Raw genomic sequence first — 22,536 nt, 5'->3', positions numbered from 1 at the left:
AACAGCAAAGTGAGTAAAGGAAAGAAGATTAAAATAATTATTTCAATCGTGGCAATTTCATTCATTCAGGGATTACAGTACTGTGTCTCACCGGTACTGGGGCAGATACAGGAAAATTACCCGGATGTAAATATCAGTCTGATACAGATGCTGATTACGGCACCCGCACTGATGTCTATGATCGTCGCGGTATTGTCAGGATGGCTGGTCGTAAAGATCAGTAAGAAGAAACTGCTTATCTTTGGAAGTCTTGTGGCTGGCGTCACCGGTTTCCTCCCGTTCCTGTCGGATAGTTTTGGACTCCTGTTCTTTGCGCGGACATTTTACGGAGTGGGACTGGGACTGGCAACGGCTTTAAATACGGCAGTGGTGGCAGAATTCTTTGAAGGAGACGAGAGAGTATCTGTTATGGGAATTCAGGCTGCCAGTGTGGGAGCAGGCATGGTTGTGGTAACGACCGTAGGCGGAATGCTGGGAGCAGGCGGTTTCCGAAATGCATACCTGATTAATGTGATTGGATTTATTTCTATGCTATTGATTTCATTCTGCCTCCCGGATACCGGAAAAGCGAAAGTAAGCAGTACGGAAAAGATTAGGCTTAACAAAGAAGTATTCAAAATATCTGCGCTGGGAATGATTGAATTTTTATTTTTGATTACTTTTACAACGAATATTGCAATGCACTTAAGTGGAAGCCTTGCGGGAGATACCGCGGCATCAGGAAATCTGACCGGTATCTTCTCCGGTTCCCAGATTGTGGTGGGACTGATTCTTGGAATGATCACGAAGGTGACAAAGAAATATACACTTCCGGTTGCAATGCTGAGTTTCAGCGCAGGTGCTTTGCTGCTGGTTCTGTTCCCGTCTAATTTTGTGATGCTTTTGATTGGTGCGGTTTTCTGTGGCTTCTCTCAGGGAATGTTCATTCCACAGGCAATGGTAGATGTTGCAGGAGCTGTAAAGCCGGTGGCAACCGCGATGGCATCCGCATGTTTTACATGCGCAATGTGTTTTGGACAGCTCGTTTCTCCGACTGTCCTGAATACGGTTTCAAAGATTGTTTTTGGAGATATCACAACAACGAATGTATATCTGATTTCCGCAGTTGGAATGACGGTGGTTGCAGTATTTACATTTATCATGAAAGCAAGAAAGGAAAAGTAGAGATGAAAAAGAAATTAGCACTTTGTACTCCAATTCCGGAAAAACAGATGGAGTTTATTAAGGAACAGTGTGATATTACAATCTGTGGGGAGTTAAAGCACGGAAAAGGTAATGTTACAGAAGAGATGACAAAAGAAGAATGTATGGGACATGAGCTGGTAGTACTCGGGGATGAGTATGCAGGTGCAGATACGATTAAGGCATGGGCCGAGTCCGGTATGAAGTTCATGGGTGTGGCAAAAGGTACACCGGCAACTGTTGATTACGATGCAATCAGTGAAGCCGGTCTGGAGTTATCCTACACACCGGGAAGAAACCGTGTTGCAGTAGCAGAGTTCAACATTGGTCTGATGATCGCAGCAGCAAGAAATCTGACACTGAGCTGTACAGGTCTTTCTAAGGGGGAGCATGTGGGTGAGCCTATGGAAGATATCTATGATGTACCGGATGTAAAGAATGTAACATTTGGTCCGTTAGACGAGAACCATCCATTTGTAGACTACGGCATTGGTTTTGAATTGTATGGAAAGAAACTGGGTATCGCAGGATATGGTGCAATCGGACGAGAGGTTGCAGTAAGGGCGATGGCATTTGGAATGGAGATTCTTGCATACGATCCATATATGCCTGCAGAAAGAATTGAGTCTGACGGAGCAAAAGCAGTTGACCTTGATACCATGCTTGCAGAGAGTGACATGATCAGTATTCACCTTCCGGTTCTTCCATCTACAAAGGGTATCGTCAATAAGGACTGGTTCTCCAAAATGAAACCGACTGCATATGTAATCAATACTGCACGTGCAGCAGTCATTGATCAGAAAGATTTTGTAGAAGCACTTATGAATAAGACCATTGCAGGGGCTGCAATCGATGTGTACTGGAAAGAACCGGTACCGGCCAATCATCCGCTTTTATCCATGAGAAATGTGGTATGTACACCACATATGGCAGGACTCACTACAGATGTAGATAACTGGTCCGGAACCATGATGGGAGAGGAAGTAACCGCTTATCTGAAAGGTGAACCAAGAAAATATATCTGGAAGGTAAGAAAATAATAGATGCATAATCAGTGGGCTGTCTGAACAGCCCATTTTCAAAAGGAGAAAGTTTATGGGAGCAAAATGTTGTAAAGGAAAAGAAAAATATCCACATCTTTTTTCCCCGATCAGAATCGGGAACATTCGTTTGAAGAACCGTATTATTGCCGCTCCGACTAGCCCGAGCATGATTACAACGGAAGGTCATTTTACACCGGAAATGATTACTTATCTGGAAGAAAAGGCAAAAGGCGGGGTGGCAGTCGTAACATATGGAGAATCCATTGTACATTCATCTACAGGAAAATCACATAACAAACAGCTTCAGCTGGATTCCTTTGGTGTTAAACAGGGAATGGCGGAGGCCGCACGTGCCATTCATAATGCAGGGGCATATTCGAATATTCAGCTGTCCCACGGTGGAAAATACGGCGGACTGGTCAGCGTAGGCGGAGATCAGGATGGTTGTGAGGTGGCATATGGACCAAGCCACGAGATGACACCTGCAGGAGAGGTGCAGGAGATGCCGAGAGAACTGATCTTTGAAATCATTGATTCTTATAGAAAAGGTGCAAAACTGTGTAAAGACTGCGGGTTCGATATGGTACAGGTACACGCGGCACATGGATGGCTGTTTTCTCAGTTCCTGTCACCGGTTATGAATCAGAGAACAGACGAATTCGGTGGTTCATTAGAGAACCGCGCAAGATTCCTTATGATGGCACTGGATGCAGTCAGAGAGGGAGTCGGACCGAGATTCCCGATTGAGATCCGTATCTCCGGTGATGATCTGACGGAAATCGGCCTGGGTATGGAAGATTGCGTGAAGGTTGCACAGATGGTAGAGAATAAAGTAGACCTTTATAACGTATCCTGTGGAAATCATGAAGATCCGGATATGTTCTGCCGTACTCATCCGTCTGCATTCTATAAGAGAGGTGTCAATGTATACCTGGCTGCAGAAATCAAAAAGCATGTAAGCAAACCGGTTGCCTGTGTTGGCTCTTTAAATGACCCGGCACAGATGGAAGAAATCATCGCAACAGGACAGGCAGATATTGTGGAGATCGGAAGAGCACTTCTGGCAGATCCGTATCTGGCAAAGAAAGCCCTGGAAGGCAATGCGGATGATATTACACCTTGCTTAAGATGTTATGAATGCTTCGGAGAGACTTCTAAGAGTGAGACGGTAAAATGTACTGTTAACCCGACCATGGGACAGCAGCTTCCGGAAAAGAACAGAACAGCAGCACCGGAACGTCTGAAGAAAGTCCTGATCGCAGGAGGAGGTCCTGCAGGTATGGAAGCAGCCATCACTGCGGCAAACAGAGGTCATGATGTTACTCTGGTAGAAAAGAATGATAAACTGGGCGGTAATCTTTACCCGGCAGGAGCACCATATTTCAAAGAAGATATTATCAAACTGTGTAAAGTTATGGTGAAGAGAGTGGAAGAAGCAGGTGTGAAGGTAGTTCTGAATACAGAAGTGACACCTGAGTATGTAGAATGCTTCAATCCGGATGCATTATTTGTTGCAATCGGTTCCAATGAACTTCGTCCGCCGATCAAAGGCATGGATCTTCCACATGTTATTATGGCGATTGACGCGGAGCTTCATCCGGAAAAACTGGGAAGAAAAGTTGCCATCATGGGTGGAGGTCTCGTTGGAGGCGAGGCAGCAGTATCTTTCCATCATGAAGGAAAAGAATGCGCTATCATCGAGATGAAGAGTAAGGTTGCCGAGGAAGTAAATTCCTTCTATAGAGGAGGACTTATGCCTGAGATTGAAAAATCAGCAACATGCTATGTAAATACAAAAGTAAAAGAGATCATTCCGACAGGAGTTCTCTGTGAGAAAGATGGCGAGGAGTTTATTGTTGAGGCAGATTCTGTTGTATGTGCTCTTGGATTCAGAGCTCCGTATGACAAGGTAGATGCTTTGTGTGATAAGGTTGATGAGTACTATATTATAGGAGACTGCAAGAACGTCGGACAGATCTATCACGCAACAAATGAAGCTTACTACGCAGCAATGAGGTTGTAATATGAATCAGAAAAGACAGATAAAACTGACAAAAAAGCGATGGTTCATCCTGCTCGCCAGCTGCTTGATTAATCTGTGTATTGGTTCTTTATATGCCTGGAGTGTATTTGCTGTTCCTGTGGCAGAGCATATTAGCTCTGCTACAGGAACAAATTTAAATACATCCAATCTGGCAATCGTATTTACAATTGCAAATTCAGTTGGTCCGGTTACACTTATCTCCGGTGGATTTACCAATGACAGACTGGGACCGAAGTGGGTCATATTTGCGGGAGGACTCCTGTTTGGTGCAGGAATGATTCTCTCGGGGATGGCATCCGGTCTTCCGATGCTGATGATTGGATATGGTCTTGGATGCGGACTGGCAATGGGGTTGGTGTACGGATGCACCATCAGCAATTCTGTGAAATTTTTTCCGGATAAACGTGGTTTGATCGGAGGAATCGCAACGGCTTCCTATGGAATCAGTTCTGTGCTGATCCCGCCTGTGGCCAATGCACTGATTCGTAGAGTTGGAGTCATGAGTACATTTAAAATTCTGGGAGTTGCTTTTATTATCGTTATCTGTGGCGGGGCTTTTCTGATTGAAAAGTGCCCGGAAGATTTTGTTCCGGTCGGATATCAGCCGGAAGTTTCAAGTGGAAAAGCTGCCGAAAAACAGGTAAGAGACAAGGAATGGAAAGAAATGCTGGCAGACCCGGTGTTTTATATTATGATTCTGATGCTCACCTGCGGAGCGGTATTTGGGCTTATGACAATCTCTCAGGCATCTCCGATTGCCCAGGAGATGATCGGTATGTCGGTTACTGCTGCTACAACGGCAGTTTCCGTGCTGGCGTTATTCAATGCTGCAGGACGTGTGGCAGCAGGATATCTTTCGGATAAAATCGGAAGGATTCAGACACTGACGATTATGTTGATTGCTGCAATGGCAGGATTGTTCCTGCTCTACAGTGCAGGAGAAGGAGACGTAGTAAAATATTATGCCGGCGTTTCAGTTGTAGGTTTATGCTTCGGTGCATTTATGGGCGTGTTCCCGGGATTTACAGCTGACCAGTTCGGTGCTAAGAACAATAGTGTAAATTATGGAATCATGTTTATTGGATTTGCATTTGCAGGTTATCTTGGACCTACGATTATGAGTGCCCTCCATGAAAGAATGAACAGTTACAGTCCGGCCTTTTTATTTGCAATGGGGCTGGCTGTACTGGGAATTCTGTTATCACTATTATATAGAAAAATGAGTATCAGACGGGAAGTCTGAACACAATACAGAAAGGAGAAAAAAGATGGATAAGTTAAATATACTTCTGGTGACAGGGTTAGTGACCGCGGAACATCAGGGACGCGTTATGAAGGAAAAGCTTCGTGATCTGCTAGAGGCAACCGGACGTTTTAATGTAGTGATTGTGGAAGAATTCCGCAACATTACTCCGGAATTTCTTGAACCGTATGATGCGATTCTGATTAACTATGACGGAAAAACATGGCCGACAGAGCATGCACGCCGCTTCGGTGAGCAGACAGAAGCTGCAGTTTACGATTTTGTTGCAAAGGGAAAGGGAATCATCTTCTATCATTCCAGTATCTGGGTTGATCCGGATTGGCCGGATGAATGGAGAAAACTTTTGGGCGGATATTGTGCAATGGATAAAGGATGCCGCCGTTGCCCGAAAGATGATCATTTTGTTGAGGTTATGGATGAAAATCATCCGATTACAAAGGATATTGACAAAAAATGGATGAATGTATTTGATGACTTGTTCACACAGGTAATTATTCATCCGGAGGCCAATGTACACGTGCTTTGTTCTATTTACGATGATGTGGAAAATTATAAAGTGCCCGGATTTCCTCCGGCACATCATCCGGTAGATATTCCGGACGGTGATCTGAATAAGATGGAGGGAGTGAATCAGTACACACCGGTAATCTGGACCAATCAATATGGGGAAGGTCGTGTGTTCGTTACTTCTATCGGACATTGGGAAGCACTGGATCGGTTCAATTTCATCACGATGCTTGTCCGTGGAGCTGAATGGGCTGCATCCGGGGAAGTTACACTGGGCAGGCCGAACCGCAGCGGTGATAATCGTCTGAAGTTATTCCCATACTATTAAGGAATATTATAACTAAAATAAATCGCAGCAGACGCAAAGTTCATTTGCGTCTGTTTTTTATTGTATACCGGAAAACGGAAGCACTGTTCCTTAGAGGATTAATAATCTAAGGAACAGCGCTTCTGAAAAAGAGGGATACTATATATTTTGGAAATTTCTCAGGTCAGCGTCCAGATTTTTATACATGCTGATGTAGAAAGGATACATTTTATCATATACCTCAGCCCACTCTTCATTGGGTTCAATCACTTCTTTTACCTGAATCAGTCTGGACATTGCTTCTGTCAGGTCCGGGAATACGCCTACGGCATTACCGGCGATCAGAGCATCTCCGAAAGGCACATCTCCGGATCTCTCATCCAGAATGTAAATCGGCATGCGAAGCATGGAGGCTTTAATCTGTGACCAGGTGCGGCTCTTTGCACCACCGCCGGTAATGCGAAGAGAAGTTGCCTGTCCACCGGCATCCTTAATTGTCTCCATGACATGGCGTAATGCAAATGCAGTTCCTTCGAAAATGGAACGAATTATTTCTTCGCGGGTGGTGTCACGGGAGATTCCGATGAACATACCCTTTGCATGAGAATTCCAAAGCGGAGCCCTTTCTCCGTAAAGGTACGGGAAGAAGATTAATCCGTTGCTTCCCGGAATCACATCTGCTGCAAGGCGGTTCAGGTGTTCGAATACGCTGATGTTGTTCGATTCGGCATATTCTTTTTCCGGTTGTCCAAGCGTATCCAGATACCACTTCAGAGATGCGCCACTGGCACTGATCGGTGCATCGAAAATAAAAGGCATTCCAACAATGGAGCCTGGTTTTGCGACCAGTGGAAGCGTGGTGGGTGTTTGGTGCATACTTCCGGCAAAGACGAGGGAAGAGGTTCCTGAGGACTCTCCGGCATCTCCAATCCGGCTTAATCCAATCGCATACATAGATGCAATTGCGTCACTTGCTCCGGCTACAACCGGAATACCACTTACCAGTCCGGTTTCTTTTGCTGCTTCTTCGGTTACCGTGCCAATGATTTCATTAATCTGCCGGGGCTTCGGAAGAAGCCGGTTCAAATCGGCTCCGATTACACGGCTGATCTCTTCAGACCATTGTAAGCTAGTCATATCCAGACACTGGGATTTACCGGCCTGGTCGATATCCATTGTCATTTTGCCGGTCAGTTTATAATTGATATAGGAACTTGCCTGCAATATCTTATAAGTTTTTGCAAAAAGTTCCGGTTCATTTTCTTTATACCACAATATTTTATTTGGAAGAAATCCCGTGTCAGGCTGCCCGCCTATAATAGATACGTATCGGTCAAAACCAATCCGGTCAATAATATATTCCAACTGTTTGCCGGAACGTCCATCCATCCAGATGATGGCATTTCTAAGGGGAGTACCTTCTGCATCTACAGGAAGCATGGTGACTGTCTGAGAACTGACGGATATGCCTCGAATTCGCTTTACAATTTCACTTCCGGATTTTTGAGTCACTTCCTGAAGGATCTCAACTGTATTTTTCCACCAGAGATTGGAATCCTGTTCGGCATTGTTAGGTTCGGGAACGATAAGGGTGTTGGCTCTCGATGCTGATGCGGCTACATTGCCGTATTCATCCATGATCATTGCTTTCACATTGGTTGTCCCCAAATCCATACCAAGGAGATAATTATCTGCAATATTCATATTCTTTTCCTCCGTAATACTTCTTTGAATCATATAGTAGCAAAGTAGAACAGGCTGCTCAAAATCAGATTTGCCGTTATAAAGCGGAAATAAAAGAATTGTGAATATGCGGGAGAAAATTTATACTAACGGTGACAACAGGAGAATAAGGTGTTCTGTTTTAAACAGGAGCATTATTTTAATATTTCATGTATAAGGACAAGGAGGACAAATAATGAACAGAGAGGAACTTATGGCAAAGATTATCGAATTTGCAGCTATGGCTTTTAATAAAGATGCTGCAGCAATTAATGAGAACACAAACATTGCGGAAGAGCTTGGAGTTGCATCTTCCCAGCGTGTAGCAATGAGTGCTTCTATTGAGAATGACTTTGATGTAATGATTCCGGTTGCAAGATTTGGAAAATTCGAGACAATCGGAGATCTTGTTGATTTTGTAATGGATGAGATGTAAGGAGGACAACATGTTACACAACGTAAAACTTGGAAAAAATATGAGAAGTGTTTCCATCGTTGGAATTGGTGCAACACCTTTCTTCAATGGAGTACAAAACGAGACTTACAAAGGTCTTACAAATGGTGAGCTTTTTGGATATGCAGCACTGGACGCAATGAAGGATGCAGGAATCGAGCCAAGGGACGTACAGTATTTCTTCCATGGATCTGCAAACCCACATGTCCTGAATAACTGTATTACTCCGAACCTTCAGGTAGCAGACTGGTTTGGTATGAGAGGAAAAGGTTCTCTCTCTCACTCAGAAGGATGCTGTACCGGTTATATTGCGCTGGAGGAAGCAGTATTTGCGGTTGCCAGCGGTGCTTATGATATTGTTCTTACCGGATGTAGTGAACAGGGAACAGGTATGCCGGACGGCAATACTCCGGACCACATGCGTGTACCGTTGACTTCCGAAGTATTATTCCCGGATCTGGATTCTATTTTTGACCGTGCATACGGACGATATCTTGGCGGTGGCCCGGGTATGAATCATGATGATTGGATTAACTACTATGCAAAAGAAAACGGACTGACACCGGATCAGATTGATGATGTTCTGGCACATCAGGCATATCATTTCCGCCGTGCAGCAACACTTTGCCCGCGTGCAATTCGCCGTACACCATTTGAAGAGATGGCAAAAGAAGCAGGATATGATGATGTATGGGAATACATGAAATCCAGCCATAATCCGAAGATGACACAGTACTTAAGAACAGCAAGTGACTCCTGCGTAGCTGACGGGGCAGCAGCATGTATCGTAGTTCCGACAGAGATCGCACACAAATTTACAGACAAGCCAATCGAAGTGCTTGGTGTGGGTGCATCTGTATTAGACGCAATCGTTCCGCATCTTGAGAAGAAAGCAACTGCCGAAGCTGCACGCCAGGTGTTTGAACAGACAGGACTTACTGCTGATGATATGGATCTTTTATATGTAAATGACTTTATCGGATCTTCTGCATTCCTTGCAGCTGAGGAAATCGGATACCTTCCAAAGGGAGAAGGATGGAAATATGTGCTTGATGGAAGAATCGCATTTGACGGTGATAAACCTATGAACACAAATGGCGGCAGAACTTCTTACGGACACGCATTTGGAGCTTCCGGTATGGCAGATGTATTCGAGGCAGTTACACAGATGCGTGGAGAGGCCGGAGAACGTCAGGTTAAGAAACTTCCAAAATACACTTTCCTCAGAGGATTTGGCGGTGCGCAGAACGTTCGTGCAATCATTCTGAAGAGAAATTATTAAAAAGGAAAAAGTGGATTCGTAAATGAGGAGGTTTAACAATGAGTGCTGAGACAATGAAAGCAGAAGAAATATGGAATCCGGAACATATTGTTGAAAAATTCTGGAATGGATTAAAAGAAGGTGTTGTATATGCAAGAAAGTGTAAGGAGTGCGGAGCAATTGAGTTCCCGCCACATATCGCATGCAACAGCTGTGGATATCATGAAACAGAGTGGACAACTCTTACAGGTAAAGGTGAATTAAAGAGTTTTGTATTTACCGGTGTTTTAAATGCAAGACTGGAGCTGGAAGACCGTGGACTTAAGTATGTCTGCGGAGAAGTCCAGCTGGATGAAGGTCCGTCAATTAATGCGGTAATCCTTGGTGTGAATAAGAAAAAAGCCCGTGAGATCGATGGAAAACTTCCGGTACGTGTACGCCCGGTATTCTATGATATGGGAAGATACACAACCCTGTTCTTTGAACTGGATGAAGAATAAATTGTTGAGTGATCATAGTATGTATGGAGGAAAAACTCATGAATGTACTTGAGCAGATTTATGCGAAGGCAAAAGAAAATCCGCAGAAGGTAGCATTTCCGGAGGCTGCAAATGAGAAAATGATGCAGGCAGCTTATGAGACTGGAAAAGAAGGATACATCATTCCGTTACTTGTGGGCAATGCAGAAGAACTGAAAAAGCTTGCCAAAGAAAGAGGATACGACCCATCTGTATTTACTTTTGTGGATATCCATGATGAAGAGTATACGAATAAAATCATCAGTGAATATGTGAAACAGCCGGGAACCATTTTCAAAGAGAAGGCGCTTGGAAGGCGTATGCAGGATCCATTGTATTATGCAATGGCTATGCAGAGAGTTGGCGAAGCAGATGTTACATTTGCAGGAATCGACAATACAACAGGTGACGTGCTTTTGGCAGGTCAGATGATTATTGGCATGAAACCGGGAATCAGTACAATTTCCAGTATCGGACTTGCTGATATTCCGGGATATGAAGGAAGTGAAGGTTCTCTTCTGGCGGTAGGTGACAGTGCAGTCTGCACGAATCCAAGTGCCGAGCAGCTGGCCAGTATTGCCATCTCTGCGTGTGATACCGTGCAGGAGCTTCTGGGATGGGAACCAAGATGTGCAATGGTTTGCTATTCTACACTTGGCAGCGGTCAGGGCGAACTGATTGACAAGGTTACAGAGGCGTTAAAGATTGCAAATGAGCTTCGTCCGGATCTGGCGATCGATGGAGAATTCCAGCTGGATGCAGCAATCGTCCCTGCAGTTGCAGAGAAGAAAGTAAAGCGTGAAAGCAAAGTTGCCGGAAAAGCTAATGTATTGATCTGGCCGGATCTGAATGTTGGAAATACAGCAGTGAAGCTGATTCAGCAATTTGGTCATGCGAATGCATACGGACCAATGCTCCAGGGATTTAACAGTATTGTATGTGATTGTTCCAGAGGAGCACCGGTATCTGAGATTAAAGGAAATGTCGTTATCTCTGCAGTTCGTGCAGCTGAGAGCAAGAAACGAGCTTAATGGGCTCTCCGTTATCTTCATAGCAGACGGACAAAATCTGTCCATGTGACAATTGCGTCTGATAGCAGGAAACGGAGGAGTCTGAACAGATGACAGACAATTCATCCTTATCGTTAATAAAGGAAAAAGAGAAATCTGTAAGGTTGGTATCGACACCAATTCCGATTTTTTTCACATATGCTTCTTTCAATGTCCATAGGCGATAAAACCATTCCTGTTTTTGGGGAATGTCATCACCGTTGGAGTGAAGGAAGCATTTTTCCCTTTCAGATAATGCGCGGTTAATCAAAACTTCGGGGAAATATCCAGGGCATTCAGCGTCAATGCCAATTGGTCTGTTGTGGAATGCGCATGCGACCAGTTGATTACAGTGAGTGATGTTGAAACAGATTTCTGGATAATCCGGAAGATAGGGTTTGCCGTTGATATCTGGTGTTAGAATTGTATTGATTTCATCGCGCGTCAGAGGAATCTGAAAGAGATCTCGAATCCCTTGAATAAGAAGTGTTCGCCCAAGTTCGTGTTCCTGCCTGTTGACGTCAGAGATGGAATCAGAGATTGGTGTATAGTATGAGTAGTAGATGGCAGGCATGTGTTTTCCTCCTTTGGATGTTGGTTCTGTGTGTATTATAGACCTTTGGAAGAAAAAAATATAGTAGTATAATTTTTAGATGTGAAATGGCGGTGAATTGACATGTATTTGCAAAGAGATTATGGAAAACTTTTTTATGAAATTTACGGGGAAGGAGAGCCGTTATTACTTATTCATGGTGTGATCGTTGATGCAGAATTATATGAACAGACTGCGAAAATATTATCTCGATATTATCAGGTAATCTGTTATGATCGAAGAGGATATTCGAGAAGTAAATGTGAAGAATGTCCGGAATTTCATATGGAGGATCAGGCAGAGGATATTCTGGGACTTCTGGATGCCCTGGGTATTGAGAAAGTTACGATAGCAGGGGCAAGTGCAGGAGCAGTCATAGGACAGTACTTCCTGCAGGAATATCCTGAAAGAGTCAGACACTTAATTATGTATGAACCTGCAATGATAGGGCATATGCTAAGGGAAGATATTGAATTTCGAAATTGGGTAACGGAGACATCACATTTGATTGAAAGAAAGAAATACAATATGGTGTTGCTTCGTTTTTCTGAGCATATAGGTTCGCCGGATCCGAGAAGTCCGAAGAAATCAGAGAAAGTATCTCTTCGCGAATTGGATAATGTTGAATATGCATTTACAAAGGAAGTCCCGGGCTTACTTCAGTATCAGCCTGATTTAGAGAAGATGCATGAAAAGGCAGACAGGATTACACTGGCAGTCGGAGAAAGAAGTGGGAATACCGTATATGTGCAAGAGACATACCGTCTGGCAGAGCAGATAGAAAAGCATGTTGTCATATATCCGGGAGGTCACAATCTTCCGTATGATCTGCCTCTGGAGTTCGCAATCTGTGTTCTGGGAACTTTAAAAATAACAGCGGATTAAGGTTCGTACTTATATCTTCATGAATAGAATGTCATTGCATATTGGCATTGATCTGGAGCTGGAGTATTATATTTACGCAGTCGTGATTTCCCCTGCCAGCTCGAATCCTTTCTTTGCCGCAATCACAGCAATAATCTCATTGATGACGGCTGCAGCTGCGATGGTTCCTTTCACGATGACTGCAAGTTCGGGCTCGGAGACAGCCAGGACGGAGCAGATAATTCCGGTGAAGACCAGAGATACTCCGGAATGGGGCAACAAGGATCGGATGGAACCAGTCGACCAGATTCTGAAGCTGCTTTTCTGGGATCATATTAGAGAATACGGCAGAGAAAGATACACCCATCAGCATATAGTTTAAAGTAATATTCGTAAATACTGTTGTATTGCAGAAGAGGCCGATTGCAGCTGTGGCGGTGATGCCAAGTAAAAGGCTGATCAGGGTTCCTGCTTTTCCGGGATTCTTCTTCAGGAAAAGTCCGGCAATCCATCCAGTGGCAATTCCGATGATGATTGGTAAGAAGATCATGACTGGAATCATATACAGTGGAACAGAACCACCGGAGACCGCACGGGCGATGAAGGAATTGACGGTGAAGAAGACGGCAATTCCAACGATATCATCCAGGACTGCCATTGGAAGCAATGTGTCTGTTACAGCTCCGTGTGTGTGGAATTCCTGTACGATAGAAAGTGCAGGTGCAGGAGCTGTTGCAAGGGCGATGCCTCCGAATGCAAATGCCAGATAGACGGGTACTCCGGAGAGCGAGAATACAATGGCAAACAGGAAGGAGACAAAAGCAAATGTTCCGAGGGACTGTGTCAGAGTTGTGACAATCAATGCTTTTCCGTATGCTTTGATTTTTGCCCAGATCAGTTCGGTTCCAAGCATCAGCCCAAAAGCGCACTGCATCCAGGTAATGATTAATTTATACCATTCGGAATTCATGACTTCCTGTGGCAGAAGACCGGCGGCATTTGGACCGAGAAGCATTCCAGTGATCAGCCATCCTAAGATAGAGGGCATTCGAAGTTTTGTAATTAATTTTCCAGCAAGAAACGCAACTGCCAGTGTGCAGATCCATCTTAATATATAGAGAGATAAGTTCATTTCCATTCCTCCTGTCATTTCTATGATTGATTATTATCTAATATCTAATACGCCGTATAGCAGAATATCCAACTGACGACGGCATGTTTCTTCGTGTTCTCGAAGAATATCATCTTGTTCATAAGTCCCATGAGAATCTATTTTGTAGTGCAGGTTAAAGTAATCCATATACATTCGGAAATCATCTGCCACCAGATCCACAGAAAGACCCGGGCGCAGGGGCTCACTTTTGAGGAGCTCCGTAAGTACTGCAATATTCAGCGAATCAAAAGGCTGACGTATCTGGGCAATCTGAGGCCTGAGCTTTTCTGGAGAACGAAAAGAGGCATCAATAAAGATCCCGAGCTGTTCTGGGTTGTCTGAGAAGAACCGAAGTCTGGCATTAAAATATTCCTGAAAACGTTCGCTAGCTGTGCCGGTCAGATTATCTGCTGTAGATTGCAGGAAAGAGGTAAATCTGCGAAAGCAAGCTTCCACGCAGAACAGGTACAGCTCATCTTTATCCTTAAAATGATGATAAATAATTCCTTTGGAGATGCCTTTTTTTGCCCAGACAGTATTTAGGGATGCGCCTTCATAGCCTTTTTGGGAAAACTCTTCTGTAGCAGCATCCAGAATTCGCTGCCTGGATAAGGCGCTTTTTTCTTCGCGTTTCATATATCCTGACCTCCTGTTAGGCTTAATATTCAAGCATATTGAGAATGTTATTTACTAATGGGTTTAAAAACAAACCAATAAGTCTGTTTTATAGAATATCACAAACAGACCAGATGGTCAATATGATTGACCGAGTAGTGAAAAGAGAATTTGCTATTTTACAGAAGACCTGAATAGGTGTATTGTTATGATATCAGTGAAAATCAACGTAACGTTTTCATCAGCATCGGGAGGATAGATTTATGTCGGAGACAGGAGAAATGTTAATTCAGGGAGCGATAGATCTGCATGTGCACACAGCTCCGGATCTTGTACCAAGAAAGTATACCGACATCCAGCTGGCAAAGAAGTATCAGGCAGCAGGAATGGATGGATTTGTCTGTAAATGTCATCAAGGGGATACTGCAGCAAGGGCAGCTACTGTATCGGAAGAGTTCCCTTCGATAAAGGTTTATGGAGGAATTGTGCTGAATCACGCAGTCGGAGGATTGAATGAAGCTGCGGTCTATGCCTGTGGAAAGATGGGCGGTCGGATTGTCTGGTTCCCGACGGTTGATGCGTATCAGGACGCAGATTATCAGAGGTCGCACCAGAAAGGACATCTGGGTGTAGAGAATGAGCAACGGAATTGTCGTGAGAAGATTCGGATCCTAAATGAGAGTCAGGAATTGATACCGGAAGTATATCCGGTATTGCAACAGATTCGGGAGCAGGATATGATTCTTGCAACGGGGCATCTTGCGCCATTTGAAAGTCTTGCTCTGTTAAGAGCAGCATCGAATATGGGAATTCGCAGATCCATTGTAAGTCATGTATCTTTCCCTGTTACGAGGGCAGAGTTAGAACTGCAGAGAGAATATCTGGCTTGTGGTGCCATGCTGGAGCATTGTTACTATACGCCTTATTATCATCTCTGTGACTGGGAAGAGATTCTGGAAAGTATCCGTCATGCAGGCGCGGGGCATATACTCTTGTCTTCGGATCTGGGCCAGATACAAAGCCCGGATCCGGAAGAAGGAATGAAGCAGTTTGTTGAAAAACTGCATGAATCTGGTATCTCTGCCGGGGATATCCGGCAGATGATTGTGGCAAATCCCAGAGAACTGTTGGAATAATCCAGTTGATGCTTGGATGAATTCAGTGGATTAGTAATTTCCAGAATGGTTGCGGCTTTTATCAATGCGATTGTGTTGAACTAGCAAGCCAGGTGAATAACTAAATTGAGGATAACAATAGGGGCATCGGTCAAAAAACGGATGCCCTGGTTTTTGAGAATTGTCTGAAATTAATATATTTTTTATAAAGTTAAGTGAACTTTTCGTTTTGCTTTTCAGGATTTGTGATATGTAATATCTAGAAGATATTTTGATTGATTTTGAAGGGTTAAGGTGAAGAGATTATCATGAGCAAAGTAATAGGAATCGACTTGGGAACTACCAATAGTTGTGTGGCTGTCATTGAGAATGGACAGCCCGTCATTATTCCGAACAGTTCGGGAAGCCGGACAACACCGAGCGTGGTCGCATTTGCCAAAAATGGAGAGTGGCTTGTAGGGGATACGGCCAGGCGGCAGGCGGCTACGAATCCGGATCGTACTATCAGTTCTGTGAAAAGACACATGGGAACCGACTGGTGCACAAAGATAGACGGAATGGTCTATAAGCCACAGACAATCAGTGCGATGGTACTGATGCAGCTGAAAAAAGATGCGGAAGCATTTCTGGGAGAAGAGGTTGCAGGGGCAGTCATTACGGTTCCTGCGTATTTTAATGATATTCAAAGGCAGGCTACCAAGGACGCAGGGAAGATTGCTGGGCTAGATGTGAAGCGAATCATCAATGAGCCTACCAGTGCAGCCCTGTCTTATGGATTGAATCATGGTGAGGCACAGAAGGTCATGGTCTACGATCTGGGCGGCGGAACCTTTGATGTCTCTATCATTGAGATTGGTGACGGAATCATCGAAGTCCTTGCCACGGCAGGAGATAATCATCTGGGTGGAGATGATTTTGATGAAAGGATTACCCGTTGGCTGGCCGAAGAATTCAAGCGGCAGAATCGGATTGACTTGAGCAGAGATTTTGCGGCAATGCAGAGGATCCGTGAAGCGGCAGAGCAGGCAAAGAAAGAACTGTCAACAGCGGAGATTACGAATATTGTACTGCCTTATCTGACCCAGGCAAAGGGAGAGCCGGTCCATCTGGAGATGCCACTTTCACGTGCGAAATTCCAGGAACTGGTCGGTGACCTGATTGAATGTACTGCAGGACCGGTACAGAATGCTCTGAGGGATGCGAAGATCTCTGCATCGGATCTTAGCCGTGTCCTGCTGGTGGGAGGTTCGACAAGAATCCCGGCAGTGCAGGAGAAGGTGCGGCTCCTCACTGGAAAGGAACCTTCGAAAAATATCAACCCGGATGAATGTGTCGCTATGGGTGCGGCTATTCTCGGAAGTACTTTGCAGGGGAATTCTCTGGTAGCAGCAGGCACAGGAAAAGATCTGCTCCTTCTGGATGTTACGCCGCTTAGCCTTTCCATAGAAACGGTAGGAGGTGTGGCAACAAAGCTGGTAGAACGGAATTCTACTCTGCCGACCCGTTATTCCCGTATCTTTTCAACGGCAGCACCGTACCAGAGAGATGTAGAGATTCATGTCCTTCAGGGAGAACGTCCGATGGCAAAGGATAATAAATCCATCGGAAAATTCCGTCTGAAGGGAATCCGCCGCGCTCCGGCCGGAGTTCCTCAGATTGAAGTAACATTTGATATTGATGCCAACGGTATCCTGAAGGTATCTGCGAAGGATCTGGACACCGGTAAGGAACAGTCCATTACCATCACGGCAGACGACCGTATGTCAGATGCTGAGATTGAGCAGGCAATGCGCGATGCACAGCAATATGCAGGACAGGATAACCTGCGAAAGGAAGCCCTTGAACTGTCAGGAGATGCCCAGAAGCTTCTGGGAGAGACTCAAAGAGCGTTGAAAGCCGGAGGTAAGCAGATTGAGAAAGCACAGAAGAAGCAGATAAAGGGTGACATGAACGCACTTTCCAAATTATTGTCAAATCTTAGAGTGGACAAAGTAACAGAAACAGAAGTGGTCAATATTCGCCAGGCTAAAGAGAACCTGGAACGCTCCAGCGCAGGCATTCTGCATTATGGAAATTGATCCTGGCGAGAGACTTTTCATTCCCGATGATTTCTGCTATGATGAAGGTGTCTATGGAGACGATCTGAAAGACACGGAACCGTAATCTTAGCAGAAGGAGTGGATGTCTGTGAACAGAAGAAAATTGCAGGTTCTTCAATTGGCAGAGAAGTTGGAGGGTGAGAGCCGACTTGGTATGGAACGAAGATACTATCAGCATGGAGTAACAACGATTTTTCAGCATAGTATCAATGTTGCCTGTGTAAGCTGTAAGATTGCAGAAAAATATCATCTCGATGTAGATTACTATGCCCTGATCAGAGGTGCATTGCTGCATGATTATTTCTTATATGACTGGCATGTAAAGGACAGAAGTCATCGGTTTCATGGATTTACACATCCCAGGAGAGCCCTGGAAAATGCAGACAAGGAATTTCAGCTTACGGAAACAGAAAGAAATATGATCTACTGTCATATGTTTCCTCTGACTCCAATACCACCTAGTACTAAAGAAGCTTGGATCGTGTGTGCCGCTGATAAGATCTGTGCGCTTAGTGAGACGATGATGCCTCTGTTATGTAGATTAAAGGTATATAAAACATTATAGTAAGGATAAGGTTTTACAATGGATTTACAGAGATTAACAATCGGACAGATGGCACAATTGAATCATATATCTGAGCAGACCCTGCGCTTGTATGACAGGGAGGGGCTGCTCAAAGCACAGGAGGTGGATCCGGAAAGCGGATATCGTTATTATCACATCCTGCAGTCGGCAAGAATCGACCTGATCCAGAATATGAAACGGTACGGACTGACATTAAAGCAGATCAAGGATATGCTGGAAAATGATGATGCGGATGTGATCCGGCAGAAACTGGAGATGCAGTCGAAGGACATTGAAGAGCGTCTTCAGCAGCTGACCAGGGTAAAGAGCTCCCTGAACCGGGTACTGGATAACTATAAGCGATACGAAGCGCTGCCGAAGAACGGACAGATATTCCTGGAGTATCAGTCAGAAAGGCAGATCTACAGGTGTGAATGTGAACAGGATTTTTTTGAGCAGGATGAGGCAGGATATGAGTATATGCTGCGCCAGTTAAAACAGCATCTTGTAAGCCACGATATTCCGCTGTCATTATTCTGCAATATCGGAACGATTATCCGTAAAGAGGATCTGAAGTTTGGGAGGCTTACCTCTAAGGAAGTGTTTCTGTTTGTGGATGAACGTATAGATATAAAAGATTGCGAAAGGGTTCCGGCTGCGACTTATGTATGTATGTGTTCCAGTGATTTTTCCCAGGAAGCGGAAAACGCAAGGACATTGCTCGCATATATAGAAGATATGGGATATCAGATCGTCGGAGATTATCTTTGCGAGGCAATCATAGATTTCCCGGTTCTGGAAGAAAAAAAGCGACACATATTCAGTAAGATTCAGATTCCGGTTATTTTATAGCTGAATTTTTAATGAAAAAGTATTGACTTTATACCAACAATAACCACTATGATAATAATATAACAAAGGAACGAAAAATGAGATTATCATAGGAGGTATCAGTATGAATCGTAAAGTTAAGTATGTACAGTATGGATGTGGAAGAATGAGCCGCTGGCTTATGCGCTATGCGATGGAAAAGGGATGTGAACTGCTGGCAGCATTCGATATGAATCCGGCAGTGTTTGGCAAGGATGTCAGTGAGATCATTGGAAATGGATATCCAGCTGTTGGAGTAAGCGTTTCTCCGGCAGCAGATGCTGATCGAATCATTGGAGAGTTAAAGCCGGATGTATGCATCATTGCCACCCGCAGCACGGTGGCAGAGCTGGAAGATATCTTTACCATCTGTGCAAAGCACGGGGTAAATGCAATTACAACCTGTGAAGAAGCATTATATCCGTGGAATTCTTCACCTGCATTGACGAAGAAGCTGGATGCACTTGCAAAAGAAGGTGGATGTACACTTACAGGTGTTGGCTACTGTGACCTTTTCTGGGGCACCATGGTCACGAATCTGATGGGTTCTTCTTTCCAGGTAAAGAAGATTGTAGGCAGCAGCTGGTATGATGTAGAAGATTATGGAATAGCACTGGCAGAGGGCCATGGAGCAGGACTTCCTCTGGATGAGTTTGAAGAGAAGATTGCAACTTGTAATAAGTGGTCATCTGAGGAGATTAAGGAAAAGGTTGAAAGTGGAGAATACGTTCCGTCGTATATGTGGAACCAGAATGGATGGCTTGCAAGCAAGCTTGGACTTACCATTACTTCTCAGACGCAGAAATGTGTTCCATGCACATGGCCGACAGACCTGGAATCTAAGACACTGGGCGCTACGATCAAAGCCGGTGATGCGACAGGAATGCGTGCGATTGTAACGACAGAGACAGCAGAGGGAATTACTCTGGAGACGGAATGTGTCGGCAAGGTATATGCACCGGAAGAATATGATAAGAATGAATGGACGTTGTATGGAGAACCGAATACAACAAGTATCGTCAATCGTCCGGCGACCGTTGAACTTACCTGTGCAACACTGGTCAACCGCATTGCACAGCTGATCGATGCACCGGCAGGTTATGTTACAACAGATCAGTTCCCATATAACGAATATATGCTGAGACCAATCAATGAGTATGTAAAGACAAAGTAAATACAGAATGAAATAAAGGGTCGTTGCACCATAGATGATATTCATCCATAGTGCAATGGCCTTTTTTTATGTAGATATCATGATGATTTACACTTCCTTTTTGGTTATCAGGAAATGCTTGAAAATCCGGCAATTCCAAAAGCTGCAGGACCGCCATGGGTTGTAATAACGCCCTGTGCCTGAATCCAGTGTATTTCTTTAAATCCGCATGCTTTGGCCGTCTCTTCGGCAGCGGCACGTATCTCATCCTGCAGGCCGATCGTATATACATCCACAGAACGTCGCGCTCCAGACGGTAGCTGTCGGAATAGTCTTCAATAAGTTGTCGGACTACTTTTTTCATCTTTCCCCGGTACTTTTTCGTGGCTACGAGTTTGCCATCCAGGATTTCAATACATGGATGAATGTTTAAGATGCGGCTTCCAAGACAGACAGCGTTGCTGACACGGCCGCCGGCACGCAGGAATTCCAGATTATCTGGAAGGAAACACATTTTTGCCCGTGAAAGAAGTTCTCTGGCAGCATCTGCAGCCTCTTCAATAGTCATCTCGGGATGTTCCTTGAGAAGCTTAGCGACAGCAGTCACGACAGCAGCTTGTCCGATGGATACTTGCTTGGTATCGATTGCAGTGACGTAATCACGGTCTTGCGCAGCAATGAGTGCACTTTGATAGGAACAAGTGGTCACTGCAGAATATGCAAGATATAGAATCTGAGAGTCTGGATATTGCTCGTGAATCTCATCAAAAGTTGTAATAAAATCTTCCGGTGAACATCCGCTGGTTCTGGGAAGCTTACGAGTATCATGGTAGTAATCGCAGATTTTCTCAACAGGAAATGATCCGTCATCGAGGGTCTCTGTGTCAAAAGAGACGTGCATCGGAACAATTTTGATATTATATTGAGAGGCAAGTTCTGGTGTCAGATCAGAACCGGTCTCTGCAACAAGAATGATTGGATTCATTGGGAATCTCCTCTCGGGTGTATAATATTAATGCTTTAAAATAATACAATCAATAACATGATACATAGTTTTTACAACTAGGTCAAGAGTCTGCGAATATTATGACAAATAAATTGGAATGGTTCAGTCATAATTGTTTTTATGTTATAATAATCAGAGGAATGTATGTCCAAAGTAACTGATAGGAGAGTAAATTTGCAGATGAGAAAGGATTCCAGACTTGAAGATTGTACTTTGTGTCCTAGGCAATGTCATGTGAATCGTGTAATGGGACAAAAAGGTTATTGTAAAGAAACGGCAGATGTTGTTGTGGCAAGGGCAGCCCTGCATATGTGGGAAGAGGCCTGTATCTCAGGGAAAGATGGATCAGGAACAGTTTTTTTCGCTGGATGTAATATGGGATGCGTTTTTTGTCAGAATTATCATATTGCAAGAAATGAGGTCGGAAAGAAGATCAGTGTGGAACGTCTGGCAGAGATATTTCTGGAGCTTCAGGGGCAAGGTGCGAATAATATTAACCTGGTGACACCAACGCATTATGTTCCACAGATCATAGATGCTTTAGATCTGGCAAAAGAGCGAGGGCTTAGACTTCCCGTAGTGTATAATACCAGTGGATACGAGAAAGTAGAGACACTTCAGATGTTGAAAGGGTACGTGGATATCTACTTGCCTGATTTTAAGTATATGGAGCCGGAACTGGCACAGGAATATTCTCATGCATTGGATTATCCTGAATATGCCAAAGAAGCGTTACAAGAGATGGTGAGACAGGTAGGAAGCCCTGATGTGGATGAGATTACCGGATTGATGAAAAAGGGTGTGATAGTTCGGCATCTGGTGCTTCCGGGGCATGTTAGAGATTCAAAAAAAGTAATCCGATATTTATATGAAACGTATGGAGATCAGATTATGATCAGTATCATGAATCAGTATACCCCAATGCCTCAAGTGGCAGAAGATTCCCTTTTAAAGCGAAAGGTTACAAAACGTGAATATGAAAAAGTAGTGGATTATGCACTCGAGATCGGTGTTGAATACGGATTTATACAGGAAGGTGAAGTGGCGTCGGACAGCTTTATCCCTGAATTTGATGAGACGGGCGTATAATCATACAGGCGAAAAACCAGAGATGATTTTTCGCCTGTTATTCTATTCTATAAAAACTCTGTTT

General features: G+C 44.2%; 21 protein-coding genes. 16 read left to right on the top strand and 5 right to left on the bottom strand.

Annotated features, from left to right (window positions below; genetic code table 11):
• Positions 1-9: 9 nt before the first annotated feature.
• The 5 genes from JQM81_RS04885 to JQM81_RS04865 are packed head-to-tail and all read left to right on the top strand — an operon-like array spanning position 10 to position 6,368.
• A complete protein-coding gene (locus JQM81_RS04885) occupies positions 10-1,164 on the top strand; it encodes an MFS transporter (RefSeq protein WP_235232416.1) in 1,155 nt (384 codons plus the stop codon).
• A 2-nt stretch (positions 1,165-1,166) separates the two neighbouring features.
• On the top strand, positions 1,167-2,222 hold the full coding sequence (locus JQM81_RS04880; RefSeq protein ID WP_235232415.1) for an NAD(P)-dependent oxidoreductase: 1,056 nt from the start codon (positions 1,167-1,169) through the stop codon (positions 2,220-2,222).
• Between the two features lie 55 nt (positions 2,223-2,277).
• Positions 2,278-4,248 (top strand): FAD-dependent oxidoreductase, encoded by a 1,971-nt coding sequence (locus tag JQM81_RS04875; RefSeq protein WP_235232414.1) that lies wholly within the window; start codon positions 2,278-2,280, stop codon positions 4,246-4,248.
• A 1-nt stretch (position 4,249) separates the two neighbouring features.
• Entirely contained in the window at positions 4,250-5,512 is a 1,263-nt protein-coding gene (locus JQM81_RS04870; protein ID WP_235232413.1) for an OFA family MFS transporter, read from the top strand.
• A 25-nt stretch (positions 5,513-5,537) separates the two neighbouring features.
• Positions 5,538-6,368, top strand: coding sequence for a ThuA domain-containing protein (locus JQM81_RS04865; protein WP_235232412.1), 831 nt, complete (start codon positions 5,538-5,540; stop codon positions 6,366-6,368).
• A 138-nt stretch (positions 6,369-6,506) separates the two neighbouring features.
• Here JQM81_RS04865 and JQM81_RS04860 read toward each other — a convergent pair whose 3' ends face one another.
• Complete coding sequence (locus tag JQM81_RS04860) at positions 6,507-8,051, bottom strand: xylulokinase (RefSeq protein ID WP_235232411.1); 1,545 nt, start codon at positions 8,049-8,051, stop codon at positions 6,507-6,509.
• Between the two features lie 214 nt (positions 8,052-8,265).
• Here JQM81_RS04860 and JQM81_RS04855 point away from each other — a divergent pair, with 214 nt between their 5' ends.
• Genes JQM81_RS04855 through JQM81_RS04840 form a run of 4 tightly spaced genes read left to right on the top strand, consistent with a single transcriptional unit; the run spans position 8,266 to position 11,333 of the window.
• Positions 8,266-8,505, top strand: a complete 240-nt coding sequence (locus JQM81_RS04855) for an acyl carrier protein (protein WP_235232410.1) — start codon at positions 8,266-8,268, stop codon at positions 8,503-8,505.
• A gap of 10 nt (positions 8,506-8,515) precedes the next feature.
• Positions 8,516-9,805 carry a thiolase family protein gene (locus JQM81_RS04850; protein ID WP_235232409.1) on the top strand — a complete coding sequence of 430 codons (1,290 nt, stop codon included), beginning with the start codon at positions 8,516-8,518 and terminating at the stop codon, positions 9,803-9,805.
• Positions 9,806-9,843: 38 nt separating this feature from the next.
• Entirely contained in the window at positions 9,844-10,284 is a 441-nt protein-coding gene (locus tag JQM81_RS04845; RefSeq protein ID WP_235232408.1) for a Zn-ribbon domain-containing OB-fold protein, read from the top strand.
• Between the two features lie 38 nt (positions 10,285-10,322).
• On the top strand, positions 10,323-11,333 hold the full coding sequence (locus tag JQM81_RS04840) for a phosphate acyltransferase (RefSeq protein WP_235232407.1): 1,011 nt from the start codon (positions 10,323-10,325) through the stop codon (positions 11,331-11,333).
• On the opposite strand, the gene JQM81_RS04835 is transcribed toward JQM81_RS04840, so the two are convergent.
• Positions 11,290-11,925, bottom strand: coding sequence for a 4'-phosphopantetheinyl transferase family protein (locus tag JQM81_RS04835; RefSeq protein ID WP_235232406.1), 636 nt, complete (start codon positions 11,923-11,925; stop codon positions 11,290-11,292). The two genes, JQM81_RS04840 and JQM81_RS04835, sit on opposite strands and share 44 nt — an antisense overlap.
• Before the next feature lie 102 nt (positions 11,926-12,027).
• On the opposite strand from JQM81_RS04835, the gene JQM81_RS04830 reads away from it, so the two are divergent.
• On the top strand, positions 12,028-12,828 hold the full coding sequence (locus tag JQM81_RS04830; protein WP_235232405.1) for an alpha/beta fold hydrolase: 801 nt from the start codon (positions 12,028-12,030) through the stop codon (positions 12,826-12,828).
• 136 nt (positions 12,829-12,964) lie between these two features.
• Here the strand turns inward: JQM81_RS04830 and JQM81_RS04825 are convergent, their stop codons facing one another.
• Together JQM81_RS04825 and JQM81_RS04820 are read right to left on the bottom strand one after the other, a co-directional pair.
• Positions 12,965-13,939 (bottom strand): cation:proton antiporter, encoded by a 975-nt coding sequence (locus JQM81_RS04825; RefSeq protein WP_328282591.1) that lies wholly within the window; start codon positions 13,937-13,939, stop codon positions 12,965-12,967.
• Positions 13,940-13,972: 33 nt separating this feature from the next.
• Positions 13,973-14,596, bottom strand: coding sequence for a TetR/AcrR family transcriptional regulator (locus JQM81_RS04820; RefSeq protein WP_235232404.1), 624 nt, complete (start codon positions 14,594-14,596; stop codon positions 13,973-13,975).
• Positions 14,597-14,838: 242 nt separating this feature from the next.
• On the opposite strand from JQM81_RS04820, the gene JQM81_RS04815 reads away from it, so the two are divergent.
• From JQM81_RS04815 to JQM81_RS04795, 5 genes are all read left to right on the top strand, one after another.
• On the top strand, positions 14,839-15,711 hold the full coding sequence (locus JQM81_RS04815; RefSeq protein ID WP_235232403.1) for a DUF6282 family protein: 873 nt from the start codon (positions 14,839-14,841) through the stop codon (positions 15,709-15,711).
• Between the two features lie 287 nt (positions 15,712-15,998).
• The gene (gene dnaK, locus JQM81_RS04810) at positions 15,999-17,768 is read left to right on the top strand and encodes a molecular chaperone DnaK (RefSeq protein WP_235232402.1); all 1,770 of its coding nucleotides are present in this window, start codon (positions 15,999-16,001) and stop codon (positions 17,766-17,768) included.
• Between the two features lie 103 nt (positions 17,769-17,871).
• Entirely contained in the window at positions 17,872-18,354 is a 483-nt protein-coding gene (locus tag JQM81_RS04805) for an HD domain-containing protein (RefSeq protein ID WP_235232401.1), read from the top strand.
• Positions 18,355-18,372: 18 nt separating this feature from the next.
• Positions 18,373-19,206 carry a MerR family transcriptional regulator gene (locus tag JQM81_RS04800; RefSeq protein WP_235232400.1) on the top strand — a complete coding sequence of 278 codons (834 nt, stop codon included), beginning with the start codon at positions 18,373-18,375 and terminating at the stop codon, positions 19,204-19,206.
• A 103-nt stretch (positions 19,207-19,309) separates the two neighbouring features.
• Complete coding sequence (locus JQM81_RS04795; protein ID WP_235232399.1) at positions 19,310-20,398, top strand: dihydrodipicolinate reductase; 1,089 nt, start codon at positions 19,310-19,312, stop codon at positions 20,396-20,398.
• Here JQM81_RS04795 and JQM81_RS04790 read toward each other — a convergent pair.
• Positions 20,373-21,362 (bottom strand): DegV family protein, encoded by a 990-nt coding sequence (locus JQM81_RS04790; RefSeq protein ID WP_235232398.1) that lies wholly within the window; start codon positions 21,360-21,362, stop codon positions 20,373-20,375. The genes JQM81_RS04795 and JQM81_RS04790 overlap by 26 nt on opposite strands.
• Positions 21,363-21,563: 201 nt before the next feature.
• Here JQM81_RS04790 and JQM81_RS04785 point away from each other — a divergent pair, with 201 nt between their 5' ends.
• The gene (locus JQM81_RS04785; protein ID WP_235232425.1) at positions 21,564-22,472 is read left to right on the top strand and encodes a radical SAM protein; all 909 of its coding nucleotides are present in this window, start codon (positions 21,564-21,566) and stop codon (positions 22,470-22,472) included.
• Positions 22,473-22,536 lie beyond the last annotated feature (64 nt).

The sequence above is a fragment of the Faecalicatena contorta genome (assembly GCF_021531895.1).
In the GTDB taxonomy this organism is placed as follows: Bacteria; Bacillota; Clostridia; order Lachnospirales; family Lachnospiraceae; genus JAFBIX01.
The sequence above is the reverse complement of the archived record's forward strand: the minus strand, read 5'-3'. Positions and strand labels throughout refer to the sequence as shown.

Excerpts from the sequence above, each read along its gene's own strand:
- JQM81_RS04840 (WP_235232407.1), top strand. The coding sequence starts at position 10,323 with ATGAATGTACTTGAGCAGATTTATGCGAAGGCAAAAGAAAATCCGCAG.
- JQM81_RS04855 (WP_235232410.1), top strand. The coding sequence starts at position 8,266 with ATGAACAGAGAGGAACTTATGGCAAAGATTATCGAATTTGCAGCTATG.
- JQM81_RS04790 (WP_235232398.1), bottom strand. The coding sequence starts at position 21,362 with ATGAATCCAATCATTCTTGTTGCAGAGACCGGTTCTGATCTGACACCA.
- JQM81_RS04865 (WP_235232412.1), top strand. The coding sequence starts at position 5,538 with ATGGATAAGTTAAATATACTTCTGGTGACAGGGTTAGTGACCGCGGAA.
- JQM81_RS04870 (WP_235232413.1), top strand. The coding sequence starts at position 4,250 with ATGAATCAGAAAAGACAGATAAAACTGACAAAAAAGCGATGGTTCATC.
- JQM81_RS04815 (WP_235232403.1), top strand. The coding sequence starts at position 14,839 with ATGTCGGAGACAGGAGAAATGTTAATTCAGGGAGCGATAGATCTGCAT.
- JQM81_RS04835 (WP_235232406.1), bottom strand. The coding sequence starts at position 11,925 with ATGCCTGCCATCTACTACTCATACTATACACCAATCTCTGATTCCATC.
- JQM81_RS04805 (WP_235232401.1), top strand. The coding sequence starts at position 17,872 with ATGTCTGTGAACAGAAGAAAATTGCAGGTTCTTCAATTGGCAGAGAAG.
- dnaK (WP_235232402.1), top strand. The coding sequence starts at position 15,999 with ATGAGCAAAGTAATAGGAATCGACTTGGGAACTACCAATAGTTGTGTG.
- JQM81_RS04825 (WP_328282591.1), bottom strand. The coding sequence starts at position 13,939 with ATGAACTTATCTCTCTATATATTAAGATGGATCTGCACACTGGCAGTT.
- JQM81_RS04880 (WP_235232415.1), top strand. The coding sequence starts at position 1,167 with ATGAAAAAGAAATTAGCACTTTGTACTCCAATTCCGGAAAAACAGATG.
- JQM81_RS04820 (WP_235232404.1), bottom strand. The coding sequence starts at position 14,596 with ATGAAACGCGAAGAAAAAAGCGCCTTATCCAGGCAGCGAATTCTGGAT.
- JQM81_RS04875 (WP_235232414.1), top strand. The coding sequence starts at position 2,278 with ATGGGAGCAAAATGTTGTAAAGGAAAAGAAAAATATCCACATCTTTTT.
- JQM81_RS04860 (WP_235232411.1), bottom strand. The coding sequence starts at position 8,051 with ATGAATATTGCAGATAATTATCTCCTTGGTATGGATTTGGGGACAACC.
- JQM81_RS04795 (WP_235232399.1), top strand. The coding sequence starts at position 19,310 with ATGAATCGTAAAGTTAAGTATGTACAGTATGGATGTGGAAGAATGAGC.
- JQM81_RS04845 (WP_235232408.1), top strand. The coding sequence starts at position 9,844 with ATGAGTGCTGAGACAATGAAAGCAGAAGAAATATGGAATCCGGAACAT.
- JQM81_RS04830 (WP_235232405.1), top strand. The coding sequence starts at position 12,028 with ATGTATTTGCAAAGAGATTATGGAAAACTTTTTTATGAAATTTACGGG.
- JQM81_RS04850 (WP_235232409.1), top strand. The coding sequence starts at position 8,516 with ATGTTACACAACGTAAAACTTGGAAAAAATATGAGAAGTGTTTCCATC.
- JQM81_RS04785 (WP_235232425.1), top strand. The coding sequence starts at position 21,564 with ATGAGAAAGGATTCCAGACTTGAAGATTGTACTTTGTGTCCTAGGCAA.
- JQM81_RS04800 (WP_235232400.1), top strand. The coding sequence starts at position 18,373 with ATGGATTTACAGAGATTAACAATCGGACAGATGGCACAATTGAATCAT.